We start from the raw sequence: 26,146 nt of genomic DNA on the forward strand, positions 1-26,146 counted from the left end.
AGCGAGGAATTCCCCGCCAATTAAAGTTTCACTTTATCACTTCGTTAATTGATGCCTAAATGCATAAATAACCGCCTGAGTACGGTCACTTACATTCAATTTATTTAATATATTACTCACATGTGTCTTTACCGTTTTCAGTGCAATAAATAACTCGTCCGCAATCTCTTGATTACTTTTTCCCTCTGCAATTAATAACAAAATCTCAAACTCTCTTTCCGTTAAATCATCATGCAAAGGTTGCTCTTTCTTTTGACGCATACGGGACATCATTTTCCCGGTAACTTTCGGCTCTAATACTGTTTCTCCATCATAAGTAGCTCGTACAGCATCAGCAATATCACTTGCTCTTGATGTTTTTAATAAGTAACTGGTCGCCCCAGCCTCAATAACAGGATACAATTTTTCGTCATCTAAAAAGCTTGTTACAACTACAATTTTTGCTTCTGGCCATTCTTGAATAATAGCACGTGTTGCTTCGACACCATCCATCTCATCCATAACAAGGTCCATTAAAATAATATCCGGCCTTAATTGCAATGCTAATTCTGATCCTTTTCTTCCATTCTCAGCTTCCCCTACTACTTCAATATCTGGCTGTGTCGATAAATATGCCGATACACCCATACGAACCATTTCATGATCATCGACAAGCAATACTTTTATCATACTTCTCCCCCTCTCTCAATCATAATCGGTACTTTTACTTCTATTTGTGTACCTTTGGCCGGGAAACTAAGTACCTTAAGTGTCCCACCAATTTCATGAACACGCTCTTGCATCGATCTTAGGCCATATGAACCAGCCTTATTAACCCCTACTTCAAACCCAACGCCGTCATCAATGATTTTTAAAATCGCATATTGATCAATTTTTCGAAGGCGCACTTCTGTTTTCTTTGCCTTCGCGTGTCGCAACGTGTTTGATAGCGCTTCTTGCACAATACGGAATAAATGATCTTCTACACCTTTTTTTAATTCTATTGGCTCAATAAGCCATTCAATTTTCATATGTTGTTTTCGCGATAATTCCGTTAATAATTCCTCTATACCTTCTGTCAGTTTCTTACCTTCCAATTGTACAGGACGTAAATGAAGGAGCAATGCTCTCATTTCTGATTGAGCATTTACAACCATATTTTCAACAAGTTGCAATTGTTTTTTTGTCACATCTGGAAATTCAGTTATTTGTTCATTAATCGCTGACATCATCATCGACATTGCGAAAAGCTGCTGACTTACTGAATCATGCAACTCCCTTGCTAAACGATGCCTTTCTTGAGAAATCGCTTCTTGTCTCATCTCTTCATTCCAATGAGCTCGTTCATTCGTTACTTTTTGAAAGAGTCCAGCTTGCTCCTCTAATCGACGAGCCAGAACGATTACTTTTCGTTCCACTTCATGAAATTCATCATCTGCAGTAAACGAAACATCGCTCGGAAAATTCCCTCGCTCTACTTCAAATAGAAAAGTATTTAATCCTTGTATACGCTGCTCTATATAATAACCGATTGCATATCCTACAATTCCCCCGATAAGTAAACTTGTAGTCATAATAAACAAGCCAATTGGAACAGAAGCGATGGATTCCTTCCATAATAAATCATACACTTGTTGCTCGCTTTTCCATACATATACAATTGTACAAATGAGTGCGATACTAACTGAGGACAACATAGAATAACGAATATACATCCACGAAATATTTTTTTGTTTCTTCATTATACTTTCCTCACTTCCGTGTCGCCTACGACAAGCGAAGAAATAATTTTAATACGACGAGGAGCCTCTTTATACTGCTCTGTTCTAAATGTAACATTGCGGTTAAACCCTGTCTCTTCATGACCTGGCAAGAGCACACGTCCGACAATAACAGAATGATTTAAAGAAAGTTCAATATCATATGGCACATATAAACGAATATTACCAACGACACCCCGAATAACAATTACCGTTTCCCCTTCTGGAATCATAGCATTTGTTAAATCTATTTCCACATCACAAGCACCATATTGAACATTAATATCCTCAAGTTCATAAATATGATCCATCATTCGCACATTGCCTACAAACATATTTTTCAAATATGTTTCTGTACGATATATTTGCTTCTCTTCGTCTATAATCCCTTTTTCTTTAATTTCAACCTTCATTGCTTTTTGCTGATGCCCTTGTTGAATCAATTGATAACCAATTAAAGCTAAACAAGCAAATACGACAAGAACAAATGCTGCTGATGAAAATAAGAAAAATAAAAATACGATACCACCAACAAATAAAAATACATTTCCCCGTACATAACGATTCTTTTTACGATAATGCCTTCCAAACATAAGCATAATAAATGCAAAAATGAGACCACCTGGTTCAAAATGTCCAAGTATCATATCAAGAAAAAGACCGAATCCAAATATGATGAGGAGCATCCCCATTAATTGTGTCTTTGAAAAATGTTTCTTCATTTCAGCTCCCCCCTTCTTGTCACATATACATAGAAGAAAAGGCATTGCTTTCCAACACCTTTTCTCCTATCACTATATCATAAGCCTGTTTTATAATATACTACTATTATTTTGTTAACTCTTTCGTTAACGATACATCATTCTTTTCTTTCATTTCACGCTCAAGTTTTGCAATTTTCATATCAAACGTGTCACGCTCATGCTCTTCATTCATACGAGTTTCTAAGTCACGAATATGATCTTCAATCTCTTCAAATCGTAAGAACGGATTATTTTCATCCATTTTATGCATCGCAGTATTCATACGACGATTTGCATGTGCCATATTTTCACGTGCCATTAGTTCCATGCGCTTTGCGTGCATTTCTTTTAATTTATTTTTCATTTCAGAAAGACGACGCTCTAACTCATCAATTTGCTCTACAACACCTGCATACATTTCTTCTAATCGAGTTACTTGCCCTTCATAATAAGCTACCTCTTCTAACGCACGTTCGTGCAATTGTAATTCGTCTGCTTCTTGAGCAATGATAGCTTGCTTTGATCTTTTATTAACGAAATAACGTGCTTGCTCAAGCTCACGAGCAAAATTAGATTTTAATGTTTTATGACGCTCAATTAACTTCTCAATTTTTGTTATTTCACGCTCACTATCACGTAAATATTGGTTTAACATCGCAATTGGATTTTTTCTTTCCTTCTCATCTAACACGTTATGAAAATCAGCTAAAATTGCATCGCGTACACGTCCGAATAAAGATTGTTTCATTATAAATCTTCCTCTCTTCTACTTTATTTATAATTTGATTTATTGTTTTAGTTTTTCATTAATTTGTTCCACTCATCTTCAAAGTTGCTATATGGTTTAGAACTTTCTGGAGCAGATTCAACAACTACATCTTTTTCTTTTTTCCACTCACGGTATCCGTAGTATAAAACCACTAAAGCAGCGATACCGATTAATGCTGGCGAATGAGAAAGTGCAATGGATAAACCGATTAAACCAACAATACCCCAAGCTAACTTTCCAAAAAATGATTTAGCTCGCACAAATGATTTATAGCTCCAATATACAACTCCTGCTCCGATTGCAAATCCTACAATACCAGCAAGACTACCAAGAGCAATTAAAGCCAAAATACCGGCTGCGATAAACGCTAGAAATTGTTTCATCTTGTGCTTGCCTCCCTTCGATTTGATACTCTTATCTTAACTATTTTTTCATCTTTCCATAACGAGCTTAAGAACCGTTTTTAACTCAGACTTAAGACCGAGTCATATTCAGCCCTTTACGCAAAAAAACGTGCAGAGTCTATTCTCTGCACGTTTTTTAATTACTAACATTCATATTAAATTAAGCTGTTTTATGATACTCTTTTTTCTCAGCTACTTTCGAAAACCTTGGAAACCCAATTAAAATAGAAACAATACCACATACTCCAACTAAGATTGGATAAAATGCATATGGCAACAATTCAACCGGAGATAACGCTGCAAATCCTGCTGCCGTTAACATTTGGGCACCGTACGGAATTAATCCTTGCACACAACATGAGAAAAGATCTAATACACTCGCTGATTTACGAGGATCTATTTCATATTGATCTGCAATATTTTTTGCAAGCGGGCCTGTAAAGATAATTGAAATCGTATTATTCGCTGTACACATATTCGTCATACTCACTAAACCAGCAATACCAAATTCCGCTCCTTTTTTCGAACGAATATTACGTGTTAATACATTCATTAAATATTGAATACCACCATTATATTGGATTAATTCAACCATACCGCCAATTAATATAGCAAGTAATACTAACTCCATCATACCGCCCATTCCAGTCGTTACACTTTTAAAGAAACTTTCTAACGTGTAACTTCCATCTATAAGACCGATAACACCAGATAGTACAGTTCCACCAGTTAATACAATAAGTACATTCCAGCCAAGTAACGCTGTAATAAGTACTCCTGCGTACGGTAAAATCTTTATCCAATCAAAGCTATGTGCTTTAATCTGCGTGTCACTTCCTGAAGTAACTATTACTAATAGTACAATTGTAATAATAGCCGCTGGTAACACAATTAAAAAGTTCGTTTTAAACTTATCTTTCATTTCTGTTCCTTGTGAACGAACAGCTGCGATTGTTGTATCTGAAATAAATGATAAATTATCACCAAACATCGCTCCGCCAACAACAGTAGCCATTGCAAGCGCAATTGAGATATCAGTTTGACCACTAATACCTACAGCAATCGGCGCTAATGCTGCAATTGTTCCCATTGAAGTTCCCATCGCTAATGAAATAAATGCACCAATAACAAAGATTCCAGCTACGATAAATCCTGGCGGTAAAATAGTTAACGCTAAATTAACAGTTGAGTCTACTCCGCCCATTCCTTTAGCAGTTTCAGAAAATGCACCTGCAAGCACAAAAATTAATACCATAATCATGATATCCGGATTTCCTGCACCTTTAGCGAACCGCTCTACTTTCACATTAAAACTTTCTTTACGATTCATCACTAAAGCGACTCCTACAGCAATTGAAATCGCTACAAGTATTGGCAATTTATAGAAATCACCTGTAATAATTCCAGAACCAATAAATAGCGCCAAAAATATCCCAAGTGGTAATAAAGCTAAACCATTTCCTCTCGTTTCTTTCAAAGTACCATCTCTCCCTAGTTTCAACCTTTTTCTAATGAATAACAAAAGACCTCTTCCGATGAGAAGAGGTCTTATACATCTATAAGAAACGCTCTTCTCATCTTTCAAGCACATGCTTGCTGGATTTGGCACAGCACTCTGAAATCGAGTCCGCTGCCGAGGCATCGTAGGGCCAGTCCCTCCGCCTCTCTTTATAAGAAGGTTTCATATTTATTTTTTAATAATAATTTCTTCCCTAACTTTACTCGCTTACAAAACAAAAGTCAATTATTTTTTGTATAGATTTTTTTGGTAATTATACAAAAATTTGAATACAACAATCATTTTAACTTTTCGATTTCTTCTTCCAATATTGAAATCCAATAAAATTCACTATTTTTTATTGTTGCTAATATCCATTTCGTAGTGTACCAAGCTAGCTCATACTCTTCCTTCGTGACATCACCACTTTTATAAGCATCCTCTAGCTCCTCTTCATCTAATACATACACCTTACCGCTAGATAATAATACTACATCTAAATATAAATCATCAAAATACGGTAAACCACGATCGTCTATTTTATATTCTTTCGCCACATCGATATAATATTGCACTAATTTTTTCTGATCATCTAACATAGCGGTAATCGCAAAGTTTTTCCCGTCTATGAAATATTGAATCCACGTATACTGATCCGCTGCAATACAAAGTTCTTCACCATCATATTCTTTACAACTAGGCTCTCTCACCTTTTTTATATCCAGTATTCCGAGCATTCCCTCTTCCATTTGCTTAACCGTATAACTCTTTTCTATTAGTCTCTTCCACGAAGAACCGTCACCATATTTACGTTTCATTATGTCTACTCCTCTTCTATATACAGAAAAGCTCCCACATATTATGTGAGAGCTTGTTCATATTATAATTAAGCCGCTTGACCCTTTTCAGAAATCTCTTTTAAATAAGCTTGTCCTTTTTCAGCGTCATATTGACCTTCCCACTTAGACATAACTACAGCTGCTAAAGAGTTTCCTACAACGTTAACTGCTGTACGAGCCATATCTAAAATACGGTCAATACCAGCAATGAACGCTAAGCCTTCAGGTGGAATACCTACTGTACCAAGTGTCGCTAATAATACAACGAATGATACGCCCGGTACACCTGCGATACCTTTTGATGTAACCATTAATACAAGCAACAATGTAATTTGTTGTGTAATAGATAAATCAATACCGTACATTTGCGCTAAGAAAATAGCCGCAATTGCTTGATATAAAGTTGATCCATCTAAGTTAAATGAGTAACCTGTCGGAATAACGAAAGATGTAATTGCTTTCGGGCAACCAAATTTCTCCATTTTCTCCATGATTTTTGGTAAAACTGTTTCTGAGCTTGCTGTAGAATACGCTAAGATCAGCTCGTCTTTTAAAATCTTAAAGAATTGGAAAATGTTAATTCCAAATATTTTCGCTGTAAGTCCTAAGACAACTACGACGAAGAAAATCATTGCTCCATATACGACAATTAGTAATTTCCCTAATGGAATTAATGAAGCAAGACCAAATGTAGAAACTGTAACACCAATTAGTGCAAACACACCAAATGGTGCAAATTTCATAACTTGGTTTGTTACGTAAAACATTGCATCAGCTACACCTTGGAAAAATTGAAGAACTGGTCTTCCTCTTTCACCAATTGCTGCTACACCTAAACCAAATAGTACAGAGAAGAAGATAATAGCAAGCATATCTCCGTCAGCTAACGACTTCATAATGTTCGTTGGAACAATATTTACAAATGTATCTGCAAATGAATGACTTTGTACTTGCTCTGTCGTATGTGTATATTTCGAAATATCTGTCTTTGTTAACTGCTCCATATTTACGCCTTTTCCTGGTTGGAAAATATTCGCTATTAATAGACCAACAATAATTGCAATTGTTGTAATAATTTCAAAGTAAAGAATTGTTTTTCCGCCTAGTCGACCTAGTTTTTTAACATCGCCAACACCAGCAACCCCAACAACAATACTTGCTACAACAATCGGTACAACGATCATTTTAATTAATCGGATGAAAATATCACCAATTGGTTGTAAGTACTTCACAACAGCTGGATTATCAAAGAAAATCGCACCAACCGCAATACCAAGCGCAAGTCCTATTAATATTTGCCATGCAAGTCCTATTCTTTTCATATTTGTTGTAACCCCCTCTTCGATGTGTCACTCTATCTCTCATTCTATCTCTATAAAACTAAGAAATTAAGAGTATTACATATTATTCGACAATTCACTACATTTTGTCCCTGTTAAAAATCATAAATCAAAAATTTAAATCTGACAACAAAATAACTTTGCCCGAATACAAATAATTTTCTTGACAAAAAGCAGACCCATGTCAGAAAACCTAACATGAGAACGATTCCTCACTAGTGTTTTATTAGCTTTCCAAGTAATATTTCACCTCATAAAAACGATTACTTTCCTCCTTCATTTTACAGATAAATCCCAAAATATACCTTTGTTACACATATGAATAAAATGTAAGCACTATGACAATTACAGTTGAAAAATGATAAATTCCGACAAAACTTAGCAATTTTATAAAATTTTCTTTACATTATGATTACAACGATAGACACCCTTCTTCTTATGATATATAACATTCATAGGGAAAGGAGTCAGACAACAATGAAAAAGAAATTTGCAGCGTTTAGCGTTTTAGCAGCAGGAACGATTTTTGCTTCCCCGTTACTTTCACCCGTATACGCTGAAACGAATCAAGATAAATTATCTAACATTCAATCTGAATTAGAAGGCAAACAAAGTGACTTACAAAATAAATCAGTCGAGAAAGAACAAATAGAAAAAGAAATTCAAGAATTACAGAAGAAAATCGATGAATTAACTACTTCCATTAATAAAAATGAGACTGAATTAAACGATACAAAAAAAGAAATTAGCAAAACACAACAAGTAATTACTGACAAAAAGAAACATATAGAACAATTACAAACAAACATAGATACACGTCAGGAAGTTATTAAACAACGATTACAATCTATGCAAGAAAAACCGCGTACAAATATCATTACAGAAGTATTAACAAACTCTACAAACATTGCTGATCTTGTTGATAATATGTACTCCGTAAGTTTAATATTAAACAACGATACAGATATTGTAAAAAAACAAACATCTGATCAAAATGCTGTAACGACAGAAAAAGAGGCTGTTGAGAAAAAAGAACAACAACTGAAAGACTCTGAACAAAAACTAGAACAAAAACAGCAAGAATTACAAAATAACCAACAGCAGCAACAAACTCTTATTAACGATCTACATACGAAAGTAGCAAAAGTAGATTCAGAGATTGAAGGATTAGAAGAATCCAAAGGCATTTTAGAAAATCAACGTCAAGCTGTTCAAAAAGCAATTGAAGAAGAAAAACGGGCCGAAGAAGCTCGTAAAGCGGAAGAAGCCCGCCAGGCAGAAGAGGCTCGCAAACAACAAGCTACTAAATCTGCTCAAGCGGCCCCAACACCACATGATACAAATATCGGTGGTTTTATCAAACCAGCAGCTGGATCAAAAACTTCCGGATTTGGTGTACGTTCTTTAGATAACCATAAAGGAATTGACATCGCTGCTTCGGGAACGGTTCCAATTATCGCTGCTGCAGATGGCGTTGTTATTCGCTCAGAATTATCATCTAGTTACGGAAACGTAGTGTATTTATCTCACCGTATAAACGGAAAAACATATACGACAGTATATGCTCATATGAATAGCCGTTCTGTATCGAATGGACAAACTGTAAAACAAGGCGATCAGCTTGGATTTATGGGGAATACGGGCCAATCATACGGACAACATTTACACTTCGAACTTCATCTTGGAGAATGGAATGTCGGCAAGACAAACGCAGTTGACCCATCTCCTTATATCGGATTATAAAAAAACCTCGGTGCCTACCGAGGTTTTTTATTTACACTTCACACAATATAGGCATTCTACATAGACTATAACTAAATGCCTATAGTTTACGAGGTGATCCATATGAATACGCAATTACAACAAAAAATAGAAGAAGCTAGAGAAACGTATATTGGCCGGATATTTACATTTGGCGGCTCAGTTTTATTTTTAATCGGTTCATTCCTCGCAGTCACCACAGCCTATAAAGCGTATAATCGTCTATTACATTCATCACCATAAAAAAAGACGGGAGATCCCCGCCTTTTTTTATGCAAACATTTTAAATACACTTATCGCATTTAAAAATACAATTATTACAGTTACCGGAATAACATAACGAAGTAAGAAGAACCAAATGTTAAATAACGTTTTCCCTTTCGTTTCCGTCACTTCTAATTCTTTCATCAACAATTCTTTACTCATTTTATTTGGTACAAATAATGAAATAGCTAGTACTCCTAACGGTAGCAATACGTTACTTACTGAAAAGTCGACTAAATCAAAGAACGTTTTCCCAAATATTTTCACGTCACTCATAATCCCAAATGATAACGCTGATGGAATACCGACTGCAAAAATAAGAATACCAATTAATAATGATGCTGAAGGACGCTTCTTCTCATTACCTTTCGCAACAGATGCTACTACAATTTCAAGCATTGAAATTGCTGATGTTAAAGTCGCAAAGAAGAATAAAATTAAAAACATAATAAAGAAAAATTGACCAAATGGTATTTTTGCAAATACTGCCGGAAGGACGATAAACAGTAATCCTGGTCCTTCAGTCGGTTTAACTCCTAATGCGAAAATCGCTGGGAAAATTGCTAATCCTGCAAGTACTGTAACAAAAACAGTTAAACTTACAATAGATGTTGCTGATTTCGTTAAATGTTCCTCTTTCTTTAAATACGAACTATACGTTACCATTACTGAGGCACCTACTGTTAGCGAGAAGAAAGATTGTCCCATTGCATATAAAATCGTATCTGCTGTAAGCTTTGAAAAATCTGGCTTTAAGAAGAACTCTACTCCAGCAAAAGCACCATCGAGTGTTAACGCACGAACAATAATCGCAATAAATAAAATAAATAATAGCGGCATCATGTACTTACTTGCCTTTTCTATCCCTTTCTCTACACCTTTACTTACAACAAAAATCGTACAAAGCATAAAGATAAATTGTGCTCCAATCGCACTTAATGGATTTGAAATCGTTTCACCGAACAATTGTCCATAATCAGCTGCACCATTCCAGAAACTTCCTGTCACACTATAATATAAATAAAGTAAAATCCATCCACCTACAACACTATAAAAAGATAGTACACTAAAACAAGTAACAACTCCCATACGACCAATCCAAGGATATAATTTGCTATTTGGCACTAGTACTTTATAAGCTGTAACCGCCTCTTTTTGCGTGCTACGTCCAATAACAAACTCCGCTATTAGAAGAGGCATACCTATAAATAAAGTTAATAGTAAAAATACAAGGAAGAATGCGCCTCCCCCTCCATTACCTGCAACATATGGAAATTTCCATATCGCACCAAGACCTACTGCGGCTCCGGCTGCTGCGAGTACAAAGCCTATTTTCGACGTCCATTGCTGTGTTTCTTTCATCATAAATTCTCCTTTTCTGAATATTTAAACTTTTGTTAATTATACACTTTCATTTCATACTCGCACACCTCCTTTAGAAAATAAAAAAGTCCCCTACACGCAAATATGCATGTAGAGGACGATATATGTAATGTAAATACCGTGGTACCACCTCAATTGGATTGATAAATCCCACTTGTTCAAGTACAGGAATAATTCCGATACTCTATCCTTTTAACGGCGGAACCCGGGTTGCCTACTACAATGTTCAACATACCTCTCGCAAGCCCATTCTGTATATTTTATCGTACCGGGCTCCCACCTAACCCCAGCTCTCTGAACGCATCAAATATACGTACTCTTCTTGCTCATCGATTTCATCTATTGAAGTTACTTGTGATTATAAATTATATTTTTATATTTGTAAAGCGCACTTTATCTTTTATTATTTTAAAACCTTTTCCTCTAATTCTCGTAAAAAACTTTCTCTTTTCCCCTCATTTTGCACATATACTGATTTCAACACTTCTTGGAGCAATATATTTCGTTCCCTCTTTTCTAACTGTAAATCTTTTAACTTCAACCTTACTTCATATAAAAAATCTAAATACGATTCATATGTCTCATCATATTTATTTGCAATATCATCTCGAATTTTTTTTGCGAGCTTCGGGCTCGCTCCCCCAGTAGAAACTGCTATATTAAGTAAACCACGATGAATCGCTGCCGGAAAATGAACATTACCACTTTCCGGATTTGTAATAACATTTACTAATTGATTCTCAGCGGCATCTTCAGCAACTTGTTCATTTAATATTGAATCACTACTCGCTGCAACAACTAAAAAAGCACTTTTAATATCACTTTTTTCATATTCTCTTTGATACCAACGAATTTTCTTTTCTTCCACAAGTTTTACTAAATTCGCATCTAATTCTGGACTTATCACAACTATATCCGCACCCTGTTTGAGTAAAGGAATAATTTTAAATCCTGCAACTTTTCCCCCGCCAATAACAACAACGCGTTTCTCATTAACTCGCACTGTAAGTGGATACATACTGATCTCCTTTCAATAACTCCGTCGTTTTCTGAATTAACATATCTTGAAACGCTTCACTCTTCCCTAAATATGGACTGATTTTTATCTCTTCCACTTCATATTGGCGCACTTCTTTTTCAATATGTTTCATAAGTAAACCTGTAAATAACAAGTAAGGCAGTACAACGATGTTCTTTTCTTTTCGTTCTACAACTTCCTTTAACTTCTCCTCAAATTTTGGCTCTGCAGCCGCTAAATAACAAACTTCTACTTTTTTAACCTTCTCTTTTGTTTGAAATAAAGAAGCAATCCAGTTTATATCTCTTAATACTTCAGGATCACTGCTCCCTCTTGCAACAAGAAGTAACGTCACTTCATTTTTATCTTCCTGTTCGATGCCACTTCCGCTATACACCGATTTAACAAGTGTTTCTGATACACCAAACGGATTACCATAGGTCACTTTAACATCCGAAAATTGATTAGTTAACTTTTCCAATTCAAAAGGGATATCTTTTTTTACATGACCTGCCGCTAATAAAAAAACAGGGATAGCAATAATCTCAGTGGCCCCACGCTTCACACATGTACGAAAACCATCTTCAATAGAAGGATTCGCTAACTCTAAAAAACAAACTTCTTGAATAGTCGCTTCTATACGGCTCATGCACGATGTAATAAATTGAATCGCCTCTTCTTTCGCTGTCTTCAAACGACTTCCATGACATATATATAAGACGGCTTTCATTTTACAACACTCCACTTACTTGATAAGCATTTTCTGTCTGCTTCTCAAACCAATGAATTTTTTCTCTAAAACGGACAACCTCTCCAATTACAATCATACTCGGATTTTGAATTTGCTCTTTTTTCGCAACATCTACAATTGTCCCTAACGTTCCAACAACTGTGCGTTGCATAGACGTCGTCCCCTGCTCAATAATAGCAGCTGGCGTACTTTTATCTTTTCCATGCTTCATAAGTTGCTCACATATGTAGGGCAAATTACTAACCCCCATATATACCGCTAAAGTCTCTACACCTTTCGCTAAACTTTCCCATTTCACTTCTTCTTCAGCACCTTCTTTCCTATGCCCAGTCACAATAGCAAAACTTGCACTTGCATCACGGTGCGTCACTGGAATGCCCGCATAAGCAGGAGCAGCTATTCCAGCTGAAATACCAGGAATGATTTCAAATGGTACACCTTGCTTTGCTAATGCTTCAGCTTCTTCTCCCCCTCTACCAAACACAAATGGATCGCCGCCCTTAAGCCTCGTTACAACTTTTCCTTTTTTCGCATACTTAATAAGAAACGTGTTAATTGTCTCTTGCTTCATCGTGTGATAATTCGGGAGTTTTCCGCAATAAATTAAATCCGCGTCAGGCTTTGCGTATGAAAGCAGCTCTTTATTCACAAGTCGGTCGTATAAAATAACATCTGCCTTCTCAATACATTTCAACCCTTTAACAGTAATTAAATCTGGATCGCCAGGACCCGCTCCAACAATATAAACCTTTCCCATCATCTCTCCTCATTTCTTCTATTAAAATGAAACTTCCATTCGTATATAAGAATGGAAGTTTTTATTTTTTCGTATTACTGATCTCTACTCATGGATAACAAATGCCCCACCTTTTCGAATCTTCTTTTTTTCAAACAAAGAAATCTCTTTTACCTCTGGCAACGGTAAAAAATGCTTTTCAAGCTCAATCTCCGCAAGCTTAAATGCCTGTTCTTCACTTTGAGCAACAACAACAATCGGAACAATACTATTTACTAACACAGCTTCAAATCGATATAAATCCATATCGTCCCTCCTAAGACGCTATTACTTCTTCTAGCACGTTATTTAACGCTATTTGTAATGTATCTACACCAACACGACCTACAAAATCATAAAATGTTTCGGCTGGTAATTTATTCTCTTTGAAATAACTTATAAATGATGCGAGTACATCAGGTAGATCCTCACCATCTATTTTTCCTTTTAACTTTTGATTGTAGGCACCGCCATCTAACAATGTTCCACCAACGTATATTTCAAACGCTTCAACAATGCCTTTTTCCTTCGTTTTCATTTTCACCCCTTGTAACCCAATGTCAGCAATTTGACGTTGACCACATGAATTCGGGCAGCCTACCATATGAATTCGAACTGGAACATCGAGTGCAATTTGTGTATCTAAGTATTCTGCAATTTTTCGTAATCTTTCTTTCGTTTCTACTAGTGCAAGATTACAATATTCAATACCGGTACATGAAACCGCATGACCAATAAATGATTTCGGGCTAGCAGATATCGCTTCAAACAGCGGTTCACTAAGTAATCCTTTTACATTTTCCGGAGGAACGTTCGGAATAATGAAGTTTTGCGAGTTACATGTACGAATTTGTCCATTTCCATATTGCTTTGCGATTCTTGCAATCTCAAACATTTCTTCTGCATGTAAACGACCTACCGGTACATTAAAACCTACATATTTTAATCCCTTTTGTTTTTGGTCTTGAACACCATAAAAATAGCCTGCATTCCATCCTTTGAGTGCACTTTCCCCTTTACTTTGTAAAGGCCCTGTATACTCTATTAGTTTCTCTTTAAATTTCTCTGCTCCCCAGTCCGCAACAAGAAATTTCAACCGAGCTAAATGACGTTTTTCACGATATCCAAAATCACGGAATATAGTAGCAATCGCAATCGCCACCGCCTTCACTTCTTCTGGTAAAACGAATACATCTAATTCATCAGCTAAATACGGTCGAGCTGATAATCCTCCACCTACTTTTATATGAAAACCAACTTTTTTCTCACCATCTATTTCTTTCGTTGCAGGCGTAAATGCAACACAGTTAATTTCTGCGTTGGCTGAATTATAAATATTAGAACTAATAGACATTTTAAATTTACGTGGCAAGTTAGAAAACTCTTCATTATGTTGGAAGTAATCATATACTTCTTTCACAATATGCGTTGTATCGAATAGTTCATTTGCATCAATGCCAGCAAGCGGATTACCTGTAATATTCCGCGTTATATCACCACAAGCCCCCGCTGAAGATAACCCAACTCTTGCTAATCTTTTAAAAATATCTGGAATTTGCTGAATTTCTAACCAGTGAAACTGAATCGCCTGTCTCGTCGTAATATCTATTACATCACGTCCATAATCTTCAGCGATAGAAGCAAGTACTTCTGCCTGTGCATTTGTAATAATCCCTGACGGAATATTTACCCGCATCATAAAATAACCAGCTTCTTTCGGTCTTTGTAAATACAAGCCTGCCCATTTAAAGGCATCCCACTCTTCTTTCGGAATAGATTCGAAACCATTTTCCGCATAGTAAGGAATATCATTAAAAATTTCTAAGCCATCTTTTTCTAATTTATTTTTCTCGGTCTGATTTAATTTTTCATTGTTAGCCCATACTTTTTCATAACTCATTGTTTATCCCCCTATATAAAACTACGCTCTTGTAAGTACTTCACGATTTGTTCTGCACATTCTTCAATAGAATATTTGTGCGTTTCTACAATTAATTCCGCTTGCTCTGGCTCTTCATAAGGCGAATCAATACCTGTGAAATCCTTAATATCACCTTTTCTTGCCTTTTTATAAAGTCCCTTCGGATCACGTTTCTCACACTCTTCAATCGGACACTTCACAAAAATTTCAATAAATTCATCTGCCGCTAATAAATCTCTTACTTGTTTGCGGTCTACTCGAAATGGTGAAATAAATGCTGTAAGGACAACTGCTCCTTGGTCTACAAATAACTTTGCCACTTCGCCAATACGTCTTATATTTTCCATGCGATCACTTTCAGAAAATCCTAAGTCTTTATTTAAACCGTGGCGAATGTTATCCCCATCCAGCACATAATTTCCAATATTCTTTTCAAACAGTTTACGAGCGACCGCATTCGCTACTGTAGATTTACCCGAAGCTGATAAACCAGTAAACCAAATTACAAAACTATGATGTCCATTCTTCACTCTTCTCTCATCTTTTGAAACCGAAGCTGTATGCCAAGTAATATTCGTATCCATCTCGTTCTCTCCCTATTCTGTTACTACTTCTTTTTTCAAGCCTTTAATTAGCACTTCCACTACTTCTTTACGACTAAATGTACTTGGTGGAATCTCACCGTTTCTTAATAATTCTCTTACTTTCGTACCCGATAAAATAACATGATCTTCTTTTCCGTGCGGACATGTTTTCGTTGAAGCCATCGCTTCACATTTCGTGCAGTAAAAACTATGTTCAAAGAATAGTGGTGTAATTCCTAACTCTTCTATCGTAAAATTTGTGAAGATTTCTTGCGCTTCATACGTTCCGTAATAATCTCCTACTCCAGCATGATCACGCCCTACTATAAAGTGGGTACATCCAAAATTCTTTCTTACTAACGCATGAAATATCGCTTCCCTTGGTCCTGCGTAACGCATGGCAGCAGGAAATACACTTAAAAAGACACGATTTTTCGGATAATAGTTTTGAAGAAGTACTTCATAGCTTTCCATTCTTACATCAGCAGGAATATCATCCGATTTCGTTTCTCCGACGAGCGGATTTAAAAAGAGACCATCTACAATTTCAAGAGCAGATTTTTGAATATACTCATGGGCACGATGTACCGGGTTTCTCGTTTGAAATCCGACCACTGTTTTCCACCCACGTTTTTTAAATGCTTCCCTCGTTTCAATTGGGTCTAAATGATAAGAAGGAAATTGATTATTTTCAAAGCGTTTTGTTAGAATAATAGTTCCTCCAACGTAAACGTTTGGTCGTTCATATAATTTTTTCACTCCTGGATGAGCCTCATCCGTTGTTTTATATACAAGTAACGCTTCTTTTTCTTTATCTGGTACAAAAATATCTTCTATTTGAATGACACCGTATATATTTCCATTGCTGACAAGCTTTACTTCCTCTCCAGCCTTCAGGCTTTCTGCGACTTTTTCTGTTACCGGTAATGTAATCGGTATACTCCACACACTACCATTTGCTAAACGAAGCGTTTCTACAACAGAATCATAATCTTCCTTCCCTAAAAAACCAGTAAGGGGGCTATATCCACCTGTCGCCAATAGTTCTAAATCACTTAACGCAATATTGTCTAATTTAATTTCTTTTTCAATTTGTGATACGTCATATGTCTCATCTATACGGTTTACTAATTCGTTTACTATGCTCATTTTTCTATATCCTCTCTTAGCTTTATTTCAAGATTCATCTTATTGGTAATGAAGACCACATTCAGTTTTCACTTTTCCAGCCCATCTACCATCTCTTGAATCGCCACCATCCCCTACAGGTAACGTACATTTCTCACACCCAATACTTGGATAGCCAACATCATGCAACGGGTTATACGGCAAGCTATGTTTGTATACATATCGCCAAACTTCTTTCCACGTCCAATGAATGAGTGGACAAACTTTAATAGATTGAAAACGATGATCTTGATTTATAAACTTTGTATGCTTACGTGTTTCTGATTGTTCCCTTCTTAAGCCCGATATCCATGCTTTTTCCACGACTAATGATTTTTCTAAAGGTAAAATTTTTCTAATCTTACAACAAAGATTCGGATTGCTCTCCCACAGTTTTTCACCATGCAACTTCGCCTGTTCATCAAGTGTAAGTTCTGGCTGTTTTTCTATAATATTCAATGAAGGAAATCGTTCCCGCACTTTTTGAATTAATTCATACGTTTCTTGAAAATGAACATTTGTATCCAAAAATACAACTTTAGCAGATGGATTTACTTGGTTTATAATGTGCAGCAATACCATACCTTCCACCCCAAAGCTACATGCGTAGACAACCTCATCTTTATATTCTTTATAAGCCCAATTTAATACTGATAACGCACCTTTTGTTTCATCTTCTTCCGAAAACGAAACAACATTTTCTTCCCACGTTTCATACGTCAACATGTTTTTTCCCCCTGTAAAAGCAAAAAGACGGTTTTAACCTAATGAAAATAGGTTAAAACCGCCTCTAGTTTTTCTAGTCAGCGCTTTTCACTTTAAACGTACTTTTTCACTTTTCTCTAACTGAATTACTTTTCCATCTTGCACAACAATTGTAATTGAACCATATTTCATATCAGCAAGCATCGCTTCAATCTTCTCGGATACTTCATCAAAATGTTCCCGTACACTCACGCGAACAGCCCCCCTTTTTATTCATAAAAAAAATCTTTCCCATTTCGAAAAGACTGTTCGGTAATATATTTTACCTTATCTTTCAAAATGGATCCCATTTTGCTGGATTTAGCACCTTGCTTTCTATAAGCAGGTTGCCGAGCTTCTTCGGGCCAGTTCCCTCCGCTTCTCTTGATAAGCTTTGTATTTGTATTTTATCACAATTCTGATTTTTTTCAATCCTAGTTTTCCGATATATTTTAATTATTTTATTTTATAAAAAAGGAATTGTCCATTCGAACAACTCCTTTTCCTATTTAGACAAGCTCTTTAATACGTATGCGATCGTTCCCAATAATATTTTCATATGTTTCGCGTTCCACAACTACTTGCGATGTTCCGCCTTTTGCAAAGACAACGGCTGGTCTTCGAATCCGATTGTAATTATTCGCCATCGAGTACCCGTATGCTCCTGTACAGGAAACTGCTAGTAAATCAGAAGCAGCGACTTTCGGTAAATGAATATCCCAAATCAACATGTCTCCACTCTCACAGCATTTCCCAGCAATCGAAACGAGTTCCTCATTCTCATCATTCCCTCGATTCGCTAACATCGCTTCATAACGCGCACTATATAAAGCAGGTCTTAAATTATCTGTCATTCCACCATCGACTGATACATATTTCCGAATACCAGGAATATCTTTCACAGATCCAACTGTATAAATTGTTGTCCCAGCATCACCTACAATGCTACGGCCTGGCTCAATCCATATTTCTGGCAATGGATATTCACATACAGTAAATTGTTCTCTCACTGCACTTGTTACAGCTCGCACATATGTCTCAAGAGTTAATGGTGTATCTGACTCTGTGTAACGTATTCCAAATCCCCCGCCTACATTTAACACTTTTACTACATAGTTTGTTTGCTCTCTCACTTCTTCTAAAAATTGGCGAAGAACTTCAATTGCTCGAACAAAACCAGCTGTTTCAAATATTTGCGACCCAATATGTGAATGGATCCCTAGCACATTATAATTTGATTTTTGTAAAGCAAATCCAATTGCCTGCATCGCTTGACCGTTTGAAACACCAAATCCAAATTTCGAATCATCTTGACCTGTTGTAATATATTCATGTGTGTGCGCCTCTACTCCAGGCGTTACACGAATTAATATGTTCACAAATTTCCCATGTTGCATCGCTAAATCGTGTAAAACTTCTAATTCAAAGAAATTATCTACGACAAAACAACCGATATTCGCCTGAAGAGCCATCACTATTTCTTCTTCTGTTTTATTATTTCCATGAAAATGAATACGTGATGCCGGAAATCCTGCTTGGAGCGCAGTATATAATTCTCCCCCAGAAACAACGTCTAATGACATACTCTCTTCACGAGCTACTCGGCACATCTCCATGCACAAGAACGCCTTGCTTGCATATGCTACTTGATAAGAGAAACCACTTTCTTTAAAAGCACGATGAAATGCTCGGCATTTTCCTCGAATAGACTCTTCATCGTATACATAAAGTGGTGTTCCGTATTGCTTTGCTAGCTGCGTCGTATCGCACCCTCCAATTTCTAAGTGTCCTTGCCCATTAATTCGGCTTGTGCCGTGTAAATACATTTAAATTCCTCCCTTATTTCCTCTAAAACTCATAACCCCAATCTTCTATTCATTGCAGCACGCTTTTAGATAGACAAAAAACGCGCGGAACAATGTTCACACGCGTTTCTTATTAGGAAAAATATATATTGAAAAAATAAACGAGTTGTTATCTCCTCAAAATAAGAAACCGCATCAACATCTCCAAATAGCTCTCCATAAAATAAATCTTATGACAGTACTACATTTATTCAATGCAGTCCCAATATATGAATAAGATGGTTATTCTTATATTTCGGCAATAGTCCCTTTCAACCTATGATCACAGATTCCATTAAATCTCCCATAGCTTACTCTTTCCTATCGCGGCCTCTACCTTTGAGAGTAGATGAGGTAAGTCTATTTAATTTTCAAACATCTAATTGTTGCTATTAACAATACCAAAGGACCATTTTATTTGTCAAACAATTTTTTATATTGTTTTTTTACAGTTTAGTTTCGTATCATTTGGTAAGCGCTTTACTGAAATCTTTGTCACTTCCCATTCGCCTTCTTCGTTATTAAATGTAATCGTTACCTTCTCAAATGGTGGAGCAATTTTCCCAGCAACACGTTCATACTTTGTCACTTCAATACTTGCTTGAAATAAATATGTACCGCTATACACTTTTTTTAAACTAATAATTTTAGGACATTGATAAGGTTTCAAACTTCCATATTGTTTTTCAATTGCTTTATTTATTTTTGGAAATAAAACAGAATAAAGTGCATCTTCCATAAGAGGTGCATCATATTGGGCTACCGACACACTCGGTGAAGTAAAAAGTATAACACTACTGCATGCTATAAAATATAATAATTTTCGCATTATAACCTCCGTATTATCACGCGATTCTTTCTGCGTACGATAATTATCATACATAGAAATTCTGTTTTATTGTCTCCCACCACTCTTTTTCTACTCGATTATTATAAAAAAGCCCACAACCTTCTTTTATTTTCGTATAATGATACTCATAGTATAATAATCATAATAACAAAGGACTGTTCGTATATATAAAATGAGTCGTTAAGCAAACTGACTCACAAGAACTGTCATGCTTTTTAGGAGAGGAGTATATTATGCTACAACATCTGTTTCCAAAACTGCGATTTGCACTCGTTGCAGTCGTTTTACTATGGATTAAAACATATATTGTGTACAAGCTAGCATTTGATATTAAAATTGATAATTTCTTTGAAGAATTCATGCTTTTTATCAATCCACTAGCTGCGTTACTTTTATTTTTCGGCTTAGCTTTACTTGCATCTAAGCACCGAAACCGAATTATAATTGGAATCAGTTTTATACTGTCATTTATTTTATTTGGAAACGCAATGTTTTATGGGTTCTATAACGATTTCGTTACTTTCCCGGTTTTATTCCAAACAAACAATATGGCTGATTTAGGGACAAGTATAAAAGAACTCTTTACGTACAAAACATTACTTTTATTTGCAGATGCAATTATTTTAATGTTTATTTCACGTAAATTCCCATCATTTGGCGACAAAACACCACTTTCCCGCTCAGAGAAGCGAACTTTCTTTAGCGGTGTAACAGCTTTATTAGCACTACAAATTGTTGTATCAGTTATTTATAAACCACAAATGTTCTCGCGCTCATTTGACCGTCAAACTGTCGTGAAGAATTTAGGTTTATACACATACCATCTATTTGATATTACGCTTCAATCCAAGTCTTCAGCTGAGCGTGTATTTGCAAGTGGGGATGGGTTTTCTGAAATTAAAAACTATACAGACTCAAAAGACAAACAAGTTGATAAAAACTTATTTGGAGCTGCAAAAGGTAAAAATGTAATTTTAATTTCAATGGAATCTACACAAAACTTTGTTATTAATAAAAAAATAAATGGAAAAGAAATTACACCATTTTTAAATGAATTTATTAAGGATAGTTTCTATTTCGATAACTTCTATCATCAAACTGGACAAGGCAAAACTTCTGATGCTGAATTTATCGTTGAAAACTCACTTTATCCGCTAGATCGTGGTTCTGTATTCTTTACTCATGCAACAAATGAATACACAGCGACACCAGAACAATTAAAGAAATACGGATATTCTTCTGCCGTCTTCCATTCAAACGATAAAACGTTTTGGAATCGGGATGTAATGTATCCTGCGCTTGGATATGATCGTTATTTTAATTTAAATGATTACGCAGGAACGGAGCAAATGTCTGTCGGTTGGGGATTAAAAGATAAAGAGTTCTTTGAACAATCTATTCCAAAGTTAAAATCTTTACCGCAACCGTTCTATACAAAATTTATTACATTAACAAATCATTTTCCGTTTCTTCTAAATCCGGAAGATCAATATGTTGATGAATTCAACTCGGAAAGTGGTGTTGTAAACCGCTACTTCCCAACTGTTCGTTACACAGATGAAGCTCTTAAATTATTTATTCAACAATTAAAAGAAGAAGGATTATATGATAATTCCGTTATTGTCATTTATGGTGATCATTACGGTATTTCCGAAAACCATAACGCAGCTATGGCACAGTTCCTAGGAAAAGATACTATTACACCATTCGATTCTATGCAATTACAACGAGTCCCTCTTATTATTCATGTGCCTGGCCAAGAAGGAAAAGTTGTTTCTAAAGTATCCGGTCAAATTGATATTAAGCCAACGCTCCTTCATTTACTTGGTATTAAAACAAATAAATCCGTTGAATTTGGAACTGACTTATTTATTAAAGAGAAAGACCCGCTTATGGTAATGCGTGATGGTAGCTTTGTTTCTGAAGAGTATGTTTATACAAAAAATATGTGCTACAAAAGAAGTACGGGTGAAGAAGCTGACATGACGCTATGTCAGCCGTATATTGAAAAAGCAAAAACAGAATTAAAATTCTCCGACAAATTAATTTATGGAGATTTATTACGCTTCGATCCTAATAATCGATATAAAACTGGAACGATGACAACGAAATTTGAATAGTAAAGGAAGCAACTTTATACAAGTTGCTTCCTCTTTTTATTTTCACTTAATTTTCAAACCATCCTTCTATGAAATCTTTCACAAATTGGTAATTTCTTTCGTATGAGGAATAAATTTATGGTATGATAAAATAAGTAAACTTTCATACACTAATTAAGAATTTATTACAGAAAGCAAGGGATCAGATTTTGTATAGAGCAGCTATTCCAAACTTATTTACGCTCGGAAATTTATATAGCGGATTTTTATCAATCGGCTATGCATCTTTAGGATATTATAAATCAGCTGCTATTTTAGTACTTATCGGGATGATGTTAGATAGTCTTGATGGTCGTGTTGCTCGTTTATTACGTGTTGATTCACAAATGGGAAAAGAGCTCGACTCGCTTGCAGATGTCGTAACATTTGGTGCAGCACCAGCTGTTTTAATGTATTACACATCTTTCTCAAACTACGGAATCATCGGATTATACATAGCGGGATTATTCCCTCTTTTCGGAGCATATCGTTTAGCACGATTTAATGTAACACCATCTTCTACTTCAATGAAATATTTCACTGGAGTACCGATTACAGCAGCGGGAGGGCTTGTTGCTTTCTTAACATTATTTTCACATACCATTCCAAAAATCGTTCTTATTACCGTATTTGTAACGTTCGCATTTTTAATGGTGAGCCGCATTCGTATCCCAAGTTTAAAAGATGTACCAATTCCACGATATAGCATCATTATTACACTATTTTTAGTTGGAATCATTATTACAATGTATCAAACAGGATTTGGAAATTTTTCTGTTTTCTTATTCATTGCCATTCCACTATATATTTTGTACATGTTATCTCAATTCATTAGACAAAGACCGTCTAAAAAAGCGAATAAAGAAAAATAAGAAAACCTTCCGAGTCCGGAAGGTTTCTTTTTATTTTGTAACTAATACCTTTTGATTTACAGGTGTTACTGGCTCTTCGCCGTTTAATACAGCTAAAATATTTCTGACAGCCATTTCAGCCATCGCATCACGAGTTTCAAATGTTGCATTCCCTACATGTGGAGCAAGTACTACATTCTTTAATTCTTTTAGCTCTTCTGTAATTTTCGGTTCAAATTCAAACACGTCAAGAGCTGCTCCTTCAATTTCATTTGTTTTTAATGCATGAGCAAGTGCTGCTTCATTCATAATTGGTCCACGTGAAGCATTTACAATATACGCTGTTTTCTTCATCATTTTAAACTGCTCTTCATCAATCATATGATGTAATTTTGGATTATAAGCACAGTTAATTGTAATAAAGTCTGCTGTTTGTAATAATTCTTCCAACGTCACATACGTTGCTCCCAGTTCACTTTCAGCTTCAAGCTTACGATTTGGCCCTGTATATAAAACATCCATTCCAAATGCTTTCGCACGTTTTGCAACAGCCTTCCCAATTTCTCCAAGACCTATAATTCCGATTGTCTTACCATGAACTTCTCGTCCTAAGAAAAATAACGGTGCCCATCCGTTAAATCCAGTCGTACGACATAACGTATCCCCTTCAGGAATTCTACGCGCCGCTGCTAAAAGAAGTGCAAATGTTAATTCTGCAGTCGCTTCCGTTGATACTTTCGGTGTATTCGTAACTGCAATTCCTTTTTCGCCCGCATACGTGTAATCAATATTGTCGTAACCAGCACCATAGTTTGCAACAATCTTTAAATGAGGCGCTGCATCAATAACTTCTTTTGGCACCTTTGTCGAAAGTAAACTTAACAATGCATCTTTATCTTTTACACGCTCTGTTAATTCATCTATAGAAATTAACTCCTCTTTATTGTACATTTCTACATTATGATCTTTTAATAGTTCTAATCCAATTTCCGGAATTTTTCCCGCTACTAATATTTTTGCCACTACTAACACCTCTTCTATAGAAAATAAGACATCTCTTATATTTCATTGTAAGAAATCCACATATAAAAACCAAGGAATTTGATTATAGTTTTGAAAATCGACACTTTTCCATGAAAAAAGAGGAGATGCAACTCTCCCCTTTTCTTACGCTTTTTCCTGCGATTCTTTTCCGAGCTTCACATCAATAGTTCCTTCTGCAACCGTATCGCTAATTTGCTCCTCAATAACCGATTGAGATGCAGCATTCGTTTCAGAAGTATAAGCTTGTTGCTGTGCACCTTGTACATTTTGTTTATTTTGTTGTTTCGCCATTTCTTACCCTCCTTTTCATTCTTTCTTATTTTGAACAAAAAGAACAGTTTTCATCAAAAAATTGCGTTTCATTTTGAATTTGTTACTTCTTCTTCAAGCGACCTCATTACTCTTGCTCGCTTCGTAAATGTTGCAACCTGAGTAACACCGTGAGCTCGTAATGTTTGTACATTTTCTTGTACATAATTCCCTAAATCATTTGGGTAATGGGCATCCGAAGAAATCGTAATTGGAACACCATACTTAGCTAATACTTGTAAATATAGTGGACTTGGGCACATTTCACGAACAGGATAACGATAGTATAATCCTGCATTTATTTCTGTTGCCGTATTCGTTTCTACTAATGCACAGGCAATTTCCTCATAATAAGAAAGCTGTTCATTCTCATCCAATCGATAATTAAATACCTTTATATTATCAAGATGAGCGATAATATCAAATAACTCGATACGAATCGCACTCTCAACTGTTTTAAAAAACATATCATATAATGCGCGTAGGTCATGCACCTCAAAATATTCTTTCGTATCTGGATTATCAAATCCCCAGCCATTTAGAAAATGAACGGAACCAATTACATAATCAAAGTCTCCTAGCGCTAATAATTCTTTTAACTCTCCTTCACAACCAATAAAATAATCCGCTTCAATTCCAAGTTTAAGTGTGACACCTCTTTTCCCCCATCGTTCTTTCGCCTCTTCAATTGCCTTTGTAAAATCATACAGTGAAACTACCCTTACTTGATCTAACCATTCCTTCTGTATACGACCGAGCTTAGAATCACTAATATCTACATATTTTTCATAATATCCTTTTGCTTCATGAAAACGATATAGATGATCAACAATTCCCACTTCTTTTATTCCTTTTCGCACAGCTTCTTCTAAATATAGATCTATCCATTCTGTTGTAAATGGCCCTTCCTTCACACGCTTTTGCAAACGCTCTTGTGTTTTCATAAGCCAATCAATAGAATGCCTTTCTTGAAGCGGTTCATAACATTCCAATGCTTCATTTATTTTAGCAAGCCATCCTATTGAATACGGTCCTTCTTCTAAGTGAAGATGATAATCTACTTTCATATACATTTCCCCTTATAATGTATCTATTTCCCTTCTATCCCCAACTTTCGAAAGCTTTCCATTTCGTTCTTTCACCTCTCGCATGACATCTTCCAATGCAATATTTTTTTCAGCTAATAAAACGAAACAGTGATAAAATACATCAACCATTTCTTTCACTACTTCTTCTTTATCATTATTTTTACATGCGATAATTACTTCAGCACACTCTTCACCAATCTTCTTTAAAATTTTATCTTCTCCTTTTGAAAATAAATAATTTGTATACGATTCAGGAAGTGGGCTTTCCTTTCGTTCTTCAATTGTTTTATACAGCAACTTAAAGGCATTTTCCATATGTATC

28 protein-coding genes, 3 riboswitches and 1 other annotated feature are annotated in these 26,146 nt (G+C 35.7%); of the genes, 4 read left to right on the forward strand and 24 right to left on the reverse strand.

The genetic code is table 11. From position 1 onward, the window contains the following. Nucleotides 1-36 precede the first annotated feature (36 nt). From ACUN13_RS08255 to gltP, 8 genes are all read right to left on the reverse strand, one after another. On the reverse strand, nucleotides 37-669 hold the full coding sequence (locus ACUN13_RS08255; RefSeq protein ID WP_000598707.1) for a response regulator: 633 nt from the start codon (nucleotides 667-669) through the stop codon (nucleotides 37-39). Further along, the gene (locus tag ACUN13_RS08260) at nucleotides 666-1,721 is read right to left on the reverse strand and encodes a sensor histidine kinase (protein ID WP_000744326.1); all 1,056 of its coding nucleotides are present in this window, start codon (nucleotides 1,719-1,721) and stop codon (nucleotides 666-668) included. The genes ACUN13_RS08255 and ACUN13_RS08260 overlap by 4 nt, the downstream gene beginning before the upstream one ends. Beyond that, nucleotides 1,721-2,461, reverse strand: a complete 741-nt coding sequence (liaF, locus tag ACUN13_RS08265) for a cell wall-active antibiotics response protein LiaF (RefSeq protein ID WP_025688992.1) — start codon at nucleotides 2,459-2,461, stop codon at nucleotides 1,721-1,723. The genes ACUN13_RS08260 and liaF overlap by 1 nt, the downstream gene beginning before the upstream one ends. A 106-nt stretch (nucleotides 2,462-2,567) precedes the next feature. After that, nucleotides 2,568-3,230 (reverse strand): PspA/IM30 family protein, encoded by a 663-nt coding sequence (locus ACUN13_RS08270; RefSeq protein ID WP_000814124.1) that lies wholly within the window; start codon nucleotides 3,228-3,230, stop codon nucleotides 2,568-2,570. A gap of 47 nt (nucleotides 3,231-3,277) precedes the next feature. After that, entirely contained in the window at nucleotides 3,278-3,634 is a 357-nt protein-coding gene (locus tag ACUN13_RS08275) for a lmo0954 family membrane protein (RefSeq protein ID WP_000808640.1), read from the reverse strand. 181 nt (nucleotides 3,635-3,815) lie between these two features. Beyond that, nucleotides 3,816-5,132, reverse strand: a complete 1,317-nt coding sequence (locus ACUN13_RS08280) for a Na+/H+ antiporter NhaC family protein (RefSeq protein WP_000665496.1) — start codon at nucleotides 5,130-5,132, stop codon at nucleotides 3,816-3,818. A 94-nt stretch (nucleotides 5,133-5,226) separates the two neighbouring features. Next, a riboswitch (SAM riboswitch) is annotated at nucleotides 5,227-5,332 on the reverse strand. Between the two features lie 120 nt (nucleotides 5,333-5,452). Next, nucleotides 5,453-5,971, reverse strand: a complete 519-nt coding sequence (locus tag ACUN13_RS08285; protein ID WP_025688989.1) for a DUF402 domain-containing protein — start codon at nucleotides 5,969-5,971, stop codon at nucleotides 5,453-5,455. Nucleotides 5,972-6,039: 68 nt separating this feature from the next. Continuing rightward, entirely contained in the window at nucleotides 6,040-7,314 is a 1,275-nt protein-coding gene (gene gltP / locus ACUN13_RS08290; RefSeq protein ID WP_000821130.1) for a glutamate/aspartate:proton symporter GltP, read from the reverse strand. Nucleotides 7,315-7,809: 495 nt separating this feature from the next. Between gltP and ACUN13_RS08295 the strand changes: the two genes are divergently transcribed. Together ACUN13_RS08295 and ACUN13_RS08300 are read left to right on the forward strand one after the other, a co-directional pair. Beyond that, the gene (locus tag ACUN13_RS08295; protein ID WP_000726086.1) at nucleotides 7,810-9,075 is read left to right on the forward strand and encodes a murein hydrolase activator EnvC family protein; all 1,266 of its coding nucleotides are present in this window, start codon (nucleotides 7,810-7,812) and stop codon (nucleotides 9,073-9,075) included. Between the two features lie 102 nt (nucleotides 9,076-9,177). Continuing rightward, nucleotides 9,178-9,336, forward strand: coding sequence for a hypothetical protein (locus tag ACUN13_RS08300; protein ID WP_445423750.1), 159 nt, complete (start codon nucleotides 9,178-9,180; stop codon nucleotides 9,334-9,336). A gap of 27 nt (nucleotides 9,337-9,363) precedes the next feature. On the opposite strand, the gene ACUN13_RS08305 is transcribed toward ACUN13_RS08300, so the two are convergent. The 12 genes from ACUN13_RS08305 to ACUN13_RS08360 form a co-directional block, all read right to left on the reverse strand. After that, on the reverse strand, nucleotides 9,364-10,719 hold the full coding sequence (locus ACUN13_RS08305; RefSeq protein ID WP_025688984.1) for a sodium-dependent transporter: 1,356 nt from the start codon (nucleotides 10,717-10,719) through the stop codon (nucleotides 9,364-9,366). Nucleotides 10,720-10,830: 111 nt separating this feature from the next. Next, nucleotides 10,831-11,079 (reverse strand) — a binding site (T-box leader). Between the two features lie 64 nt (nucleotides 11,080-11,143). Then, nucleotides 11,144-11,758, reverse strand: coding sequence for an NAD(P)-binding protein (locus ACUN13_RS08310; protein ID WP_000283356.1), 615 nt, complete (start codon nucleotides 11,756-11,758; stop codon nucleotides 11,144-11,146). Beyond that, a complete protein-coding gene (locus tag ACUN13_RS08315; RefSeq protein WP_016122165.1) occupies nucleotides 11,733-12,488 on the reverse strand; it encodes a sirohydrochlorin chelatase in 756 nt (251 codons plus the stop codon). Before ACUN13_RS08315 ends, ACUN13_RS08310 begins: the two co-directional genes overlap by 26 nt. Before the next feature lies 1 nt (nucleotide 12,489). Continuing rightward, the gene (gene cobA / locus ACUN13_RS08320) at nucleotides 12,490-13,266 is read right to left on the reverse strand and encodes a uroporphyrinogen-III C-methyltransferase (RefSeq protein ID WP_000521262.1); all 777 of its coding nucleotides are present in this window, start codon (nucleotides 13,264-13,266) and stop codon (nucleotides 12,490-12,492) included. 84 nt (nucleotides 13,267-13,350) lie between these two features. Beyond that, nucleotides 13,351-13,551 (reverse strand): DUF3906 family protein, encoded by a 201-nt coding sequence (locus ACUN13_RS08325; protein ID WP_000366914.1) that lies wholly within the window; start codon nucleotides 13,549-13,551, stop codon nucleotides 13,351-13,353. A gap of 10 nt (nucleotides 13,552-13,561) precedes the next feature. Then, nucleotides 13,562-15,184 (reverse strand): ferredoxin--nitrite reductase, encoded by a 1,623-nt coding sequence (locus ACUN13_RS08330; protein ID WP_025688979.1) that lies wholly within the window; start codon nucleotides 15,182-15,184, stop codon nucleotides 13,562-13,564. An 11-nt stretch (nucleotides 15,185-15,195) separates the two neighbouring features. Beyond that, entirely contained in the window at nucleotides 15,196-15,789 is a 594-nt protein-coding gene (gene cysC, locus ACUN13_RS08335; RefSeq protein ID WP_000380499.1) for an adenylyl-sulfate kinase, read from the reverse strand. Nucleotides 15,790-15,801: 12 nt separating this feature from the next. Next, nucleotides 15,802-16,938, reverse strand: a complete 1,137-nt coding sequence (gene sat / locus ACUN13_RS08340; RefSeq protein ID WP_089607297.1) for a sulfate adenylyltransferase — start codon at nucleotides 16,936-16,938, stop codon at nucleotides 15,802-15,804. Between the two features lie 39 nt (nucleotides 16,939-16,977). Continuing rightward, a complete protein-coding gene (locus ACUN13_RS08345) occupies nucleotides 16,978-17,682 on the reverse strand; it encodes a phosphoadenylyl-sulfate reductase (RefSeq protein ID WP_000959020.1) in 705 nt (234 codons plus the stop codon). Nucleotides 17,683-17,769: 87 nt separating this feature from the next. Beyond that, nucleotides 17,770-17,913, reverse strand: a complete 144-nt coding sequence (locus tag ACUN13_RS08350; protein ID WP_000116158.1) for a YezD family protein — start codon at nucleotides 17,911-17,913, stop codon at nucleotides 17,770-17,772. 72 nt (nucleotides 17,914-17,985) lie between these two features. Further along, a riboswitch (SAM riboswitch) is annotated at nucleotides 17,986-18,094 on the reverse strand. A gap of 115 nt (nucleotides 18,095-18,209) precedes the next feature. Next, a complete protein-coding gene (gene lysA, locus ACUN13_RS08355) occupies nucleotides 18,210-19,526 on the reverse strand; it encodes a diaminopimelate decarboxylase (RefSeq protein ID WP_000280676.1) in 1,317 nt (438 codons plus the stop codon). A gap of 180 nt (nucleotides 19,527-19,706) precedes the next feature. Beyond that, nucleotides 19,707-19,888: riboswitch (Lysine riboswitch) on the reverse strand. Between the two features lie 89 nt (nucleotides 19,889-19,977). Then, nucleotides 19,978-20,373, reverse strand: a complete 396-nt coding sequence (locus ACUN13_RS08360; protein ID WP_001228823.1) for a DUF3888 domain-containing protein — start codon at nucleotides 20,371-20,373, stop codon at nucleotides 19,978-19,980. 254 nt (nucleotides 20,374-20,627) lie between these two features. Here ACUN13_RS08360 and ACUN13_RS08365 point away from each other — a divergent pair, with 254 nt between their 5' ends. Both ACUN13_RS08365 and pssA read left to right on the forward strand, forming a co-directional pair. Further along, the gene (locus ACUN13_RS08365) at nucleotides 20,628-22,514 is read left to right on the forward strand and encodes an LTA synthase family protein (protein ID WP_025688976.1); all 1,887 of its coding nucleotides are present in this window, start codon (nucleotides 20,628-20,630) and stop codon (nucleotides 22,512-22,514) included. Between the two features lie 188 nt (nucleotides 22,515-22,702). Further along, on the forward strand, nucleotides 22,703-23,404 hold the full coding sequence (pssA, locus tag ACUN13_RS08370; protein WP_000285417.1) for a CDP-diacylglycerol--serine O-phosphatidyltransferase: 702 nt from the start codon (nucleotides 22,703-22,705) through the stop codon (nucleotides 23,402-23,404). Nucleotides 23,405-23,434: 30 nt separating this feature from the next. Here pssA and ACUN13_RS08375 read toward each other — a convergent pair whose 3' ends face one another. The 4 genes from ACUN13_RS08375 to hisE all read right to left on the reverse strand — a co-directional run bounded on the left by ACUN13_RS08375 (nucleotide 23,435) and on the right by hisE (nucleotide 26,139). Further along, nucleotides 23,435-24,406, reverse strand: coding sequence for an NAD(P)-dependent oxidoreductase (locus ACUN13_RS08375; RefSeq protein ID WP_001062858.1), 972 nt, complete (start codon nucleotides 24,404-24,406; stop codon nucleotides 23,435-23,437). A 144-nt stretch (nucleotides 24,407-24,550) separates the two neighbouring features. Beyond that, on the reverse strand, nucleotides 24,551-24,718 hold the full coding sequence (locus ACUN13_RS08380) for a YozQ family protein (RefSeq protein ID WP_001118878.1): 168 nt from the start codon (nucleotides 24,716-24,718) through the stop codon (nucleotides 24,551-24,553). 68 nt (nucleotides 24,719-24,786) lie between these two features. Beyond that, nucleotides 24,787-25,803 (reverse strand): histidinol phosphate phosphatase domain-containing protein, encoded by a 1,017-nt coding sequence (locus ACUN13_RS08385; protein WP_088344763.1) that lies wholly within the window; start codon nucleotides 25,801-25,803, stop codon nucleotides 24,787-24,789. Nucleotides 25,804-25,815: 12 nt separating this feature from the next. Next, complete coding sequence (hisE, locus tag ACUN13_RS08390; RefSeq protein WP_025688971.1) at nucleotides 25,816-26,139, reverse strand: phosphoribosyl-ATP diphosphatase; 324 nt, start codon at nucleotides 26,137-26,139, stop codon at nucleotides 25,816-25,818. Nucleotides 26,140-26,146: the final 7 nt, after the last annotated feature.

It is taken from the genome of Bacillus cereus group sp. Bce041 (genome assembly GCF_052646455.1).

Coding starts and splice junctions, on each gene's coding strand:
- ACUN13_RS08315 (WP_016122165.1), bottom strand. CDS start 12,488: ATGAAAGCCGTCTTATATATATGTCATGGAAGTCGTTTGAAGACAGCG.
- ACUN13_RS08345 (WP_000959020.1), bottom strand. CDS start 17,682: ATGTTGACGTATGAAACGTGGGAAGAAAATGTTGTTTCGTTTTCGGAA.
- ACUN13_RS08260 (WP_000744326.1), bottom strand. CDS start 1,721: ATGAAGAAACAAAAAAATATTTCGTGGATGTATATTCGTTATTCTATG.
- liaF (WP_025688992.1), bottom strand. CDS start 2,461: ATGAAGAAACATTTTTCAAAGACACAATTAATGGGGATGCTCCTCATC.
- ACUN13_RS08270 (WP_000814124.1), bottom strand. CDS start 3,230: ATGAAACAATCTTTATTCGGACGTGTACGCGATGCAATTTTAGCTGAT.
- ACUN13_RS08295 (WP_000726086.1), top strand. CDS start 7,810: ATGAAAAAGAAATTTGCAGCGTTTAGCGTTTTAGCAGCAGGAACGATT.
- ACUN13_RS08285 (WP_025688989.1), bottom strand. CDS start 5,971: ATGAAACGTAAATATGGTGACGGTTCTTCGTGGAAGAGACTAATAGAA.
- ACUN13_RS08300 (WP_445423750.1), top strand. CDS start 9,178: ATGAATACGCAATTACAACAAAAAATAGAAGAAGCTAGAGAAACGTAT.
- gltP (WP_000821130.1), bottom strand. CDS start 7,314: ATGAAAAGAATAGGACTTGCATGGCAAATATTAATAGGACTTGCGCTT.
- ACUN13_RS08275 (WP_000808640.1), bottom strand. CDS start 3,634: ATGAAACAATTTCTAGCGTTTATCGCAGCCGGTATTTTGGCTTTAATT.
- ACUN13_RS08380 (WP_001118878.1), bottom strand. CDS start 24,718: ATGGCGAAACAACAAAATAAACAAAATGTACAAGGTGCACAGCAACAA.
- ACUN13_RS08360 (WP_001228823.1), bottom strand. CDS start 20,373: ATGCGAAAATTATTATATTTTATAGCATGCAGTAGTGTTATACTTTTT.
- ACUN13_RS08385 (WP_088344763.1), bottom strand. CDS start 25,803: ATGAAAGTAGATTATCATCTTCACTTAGAAGAAGGACCGTATTCAATA.
- ACUN13_RS08255 (WP_000598707.1), bottom strand. CDS start 669: ATGATAAAAGTATTGCTTGTCGATGATCATGAAATGGTTCGTATGGGT.
- ACUN13_RS08330 (WP_025688979.1), bottom strand. CDS start 15,184: ATGAGTTATGAAAAAGTATGGGCTAACAATGAAAAATTAAATCAGACC.
- hisE (WP_025688971.1), bottom strand. CDS start 26,139: ATGGAAAATGCCTTTAAGTTGCTGTATAAAACAATTGAAGAACGAAAG.
- ACUN13_RS08310 (WP_000283356.1), bottom strand. CDS start 11,758: ATGTATCCACTTACAGTGCGAGTTAATGAGAAACGCGTTGTTGTTATT.
- sat (WP_089607297.1), bottom strand. CDS start 16,938: ATGAGCATAGTAAACGAATTAGTAAACCGTATAGATGAGACATATGAC.
- lysA (WP_000280676.1), bottom strand. CDS start 19,526: ATGTATTTACACGGCACAAGCCGAATTAATGGGCAAGGACACTTAGAA.
- cysC (WP_000380499.1), bottom strand. CDS start 15,789: ATGGATACGAATATTACTTGGCATACAGCTTCGGTTTCAAAAGATGAG.
- cobA (WP_000521262.1), bottom strand. CDS start 13,266: ATGGGAAAGGTTTATATTGTTGGAGCGGGTCCTGGCGATCCAGATTTA.
- ACUN13_RS08365 (WP_025688976.1), top strand. CDS start 20,628: ATGCTACAACATCTGTTTCCAAAACTGCGATTTGCACTCGTTGCAGTC.
- ACUN13_RS08305 (WP_025688984.1), bottom strand. CDS start 10,719: ATGAAAGAAACACAGCAATGGACGTCGAAAATAGGCTTTGTACTCGCA.
- ACUN13_RS08325 (WP_000366914.1), bottom strand. CDS start 13,551: ATGGATTTATATCGATTTGAAGCTGTGTTAGTAAATAGTATTGTTCCG.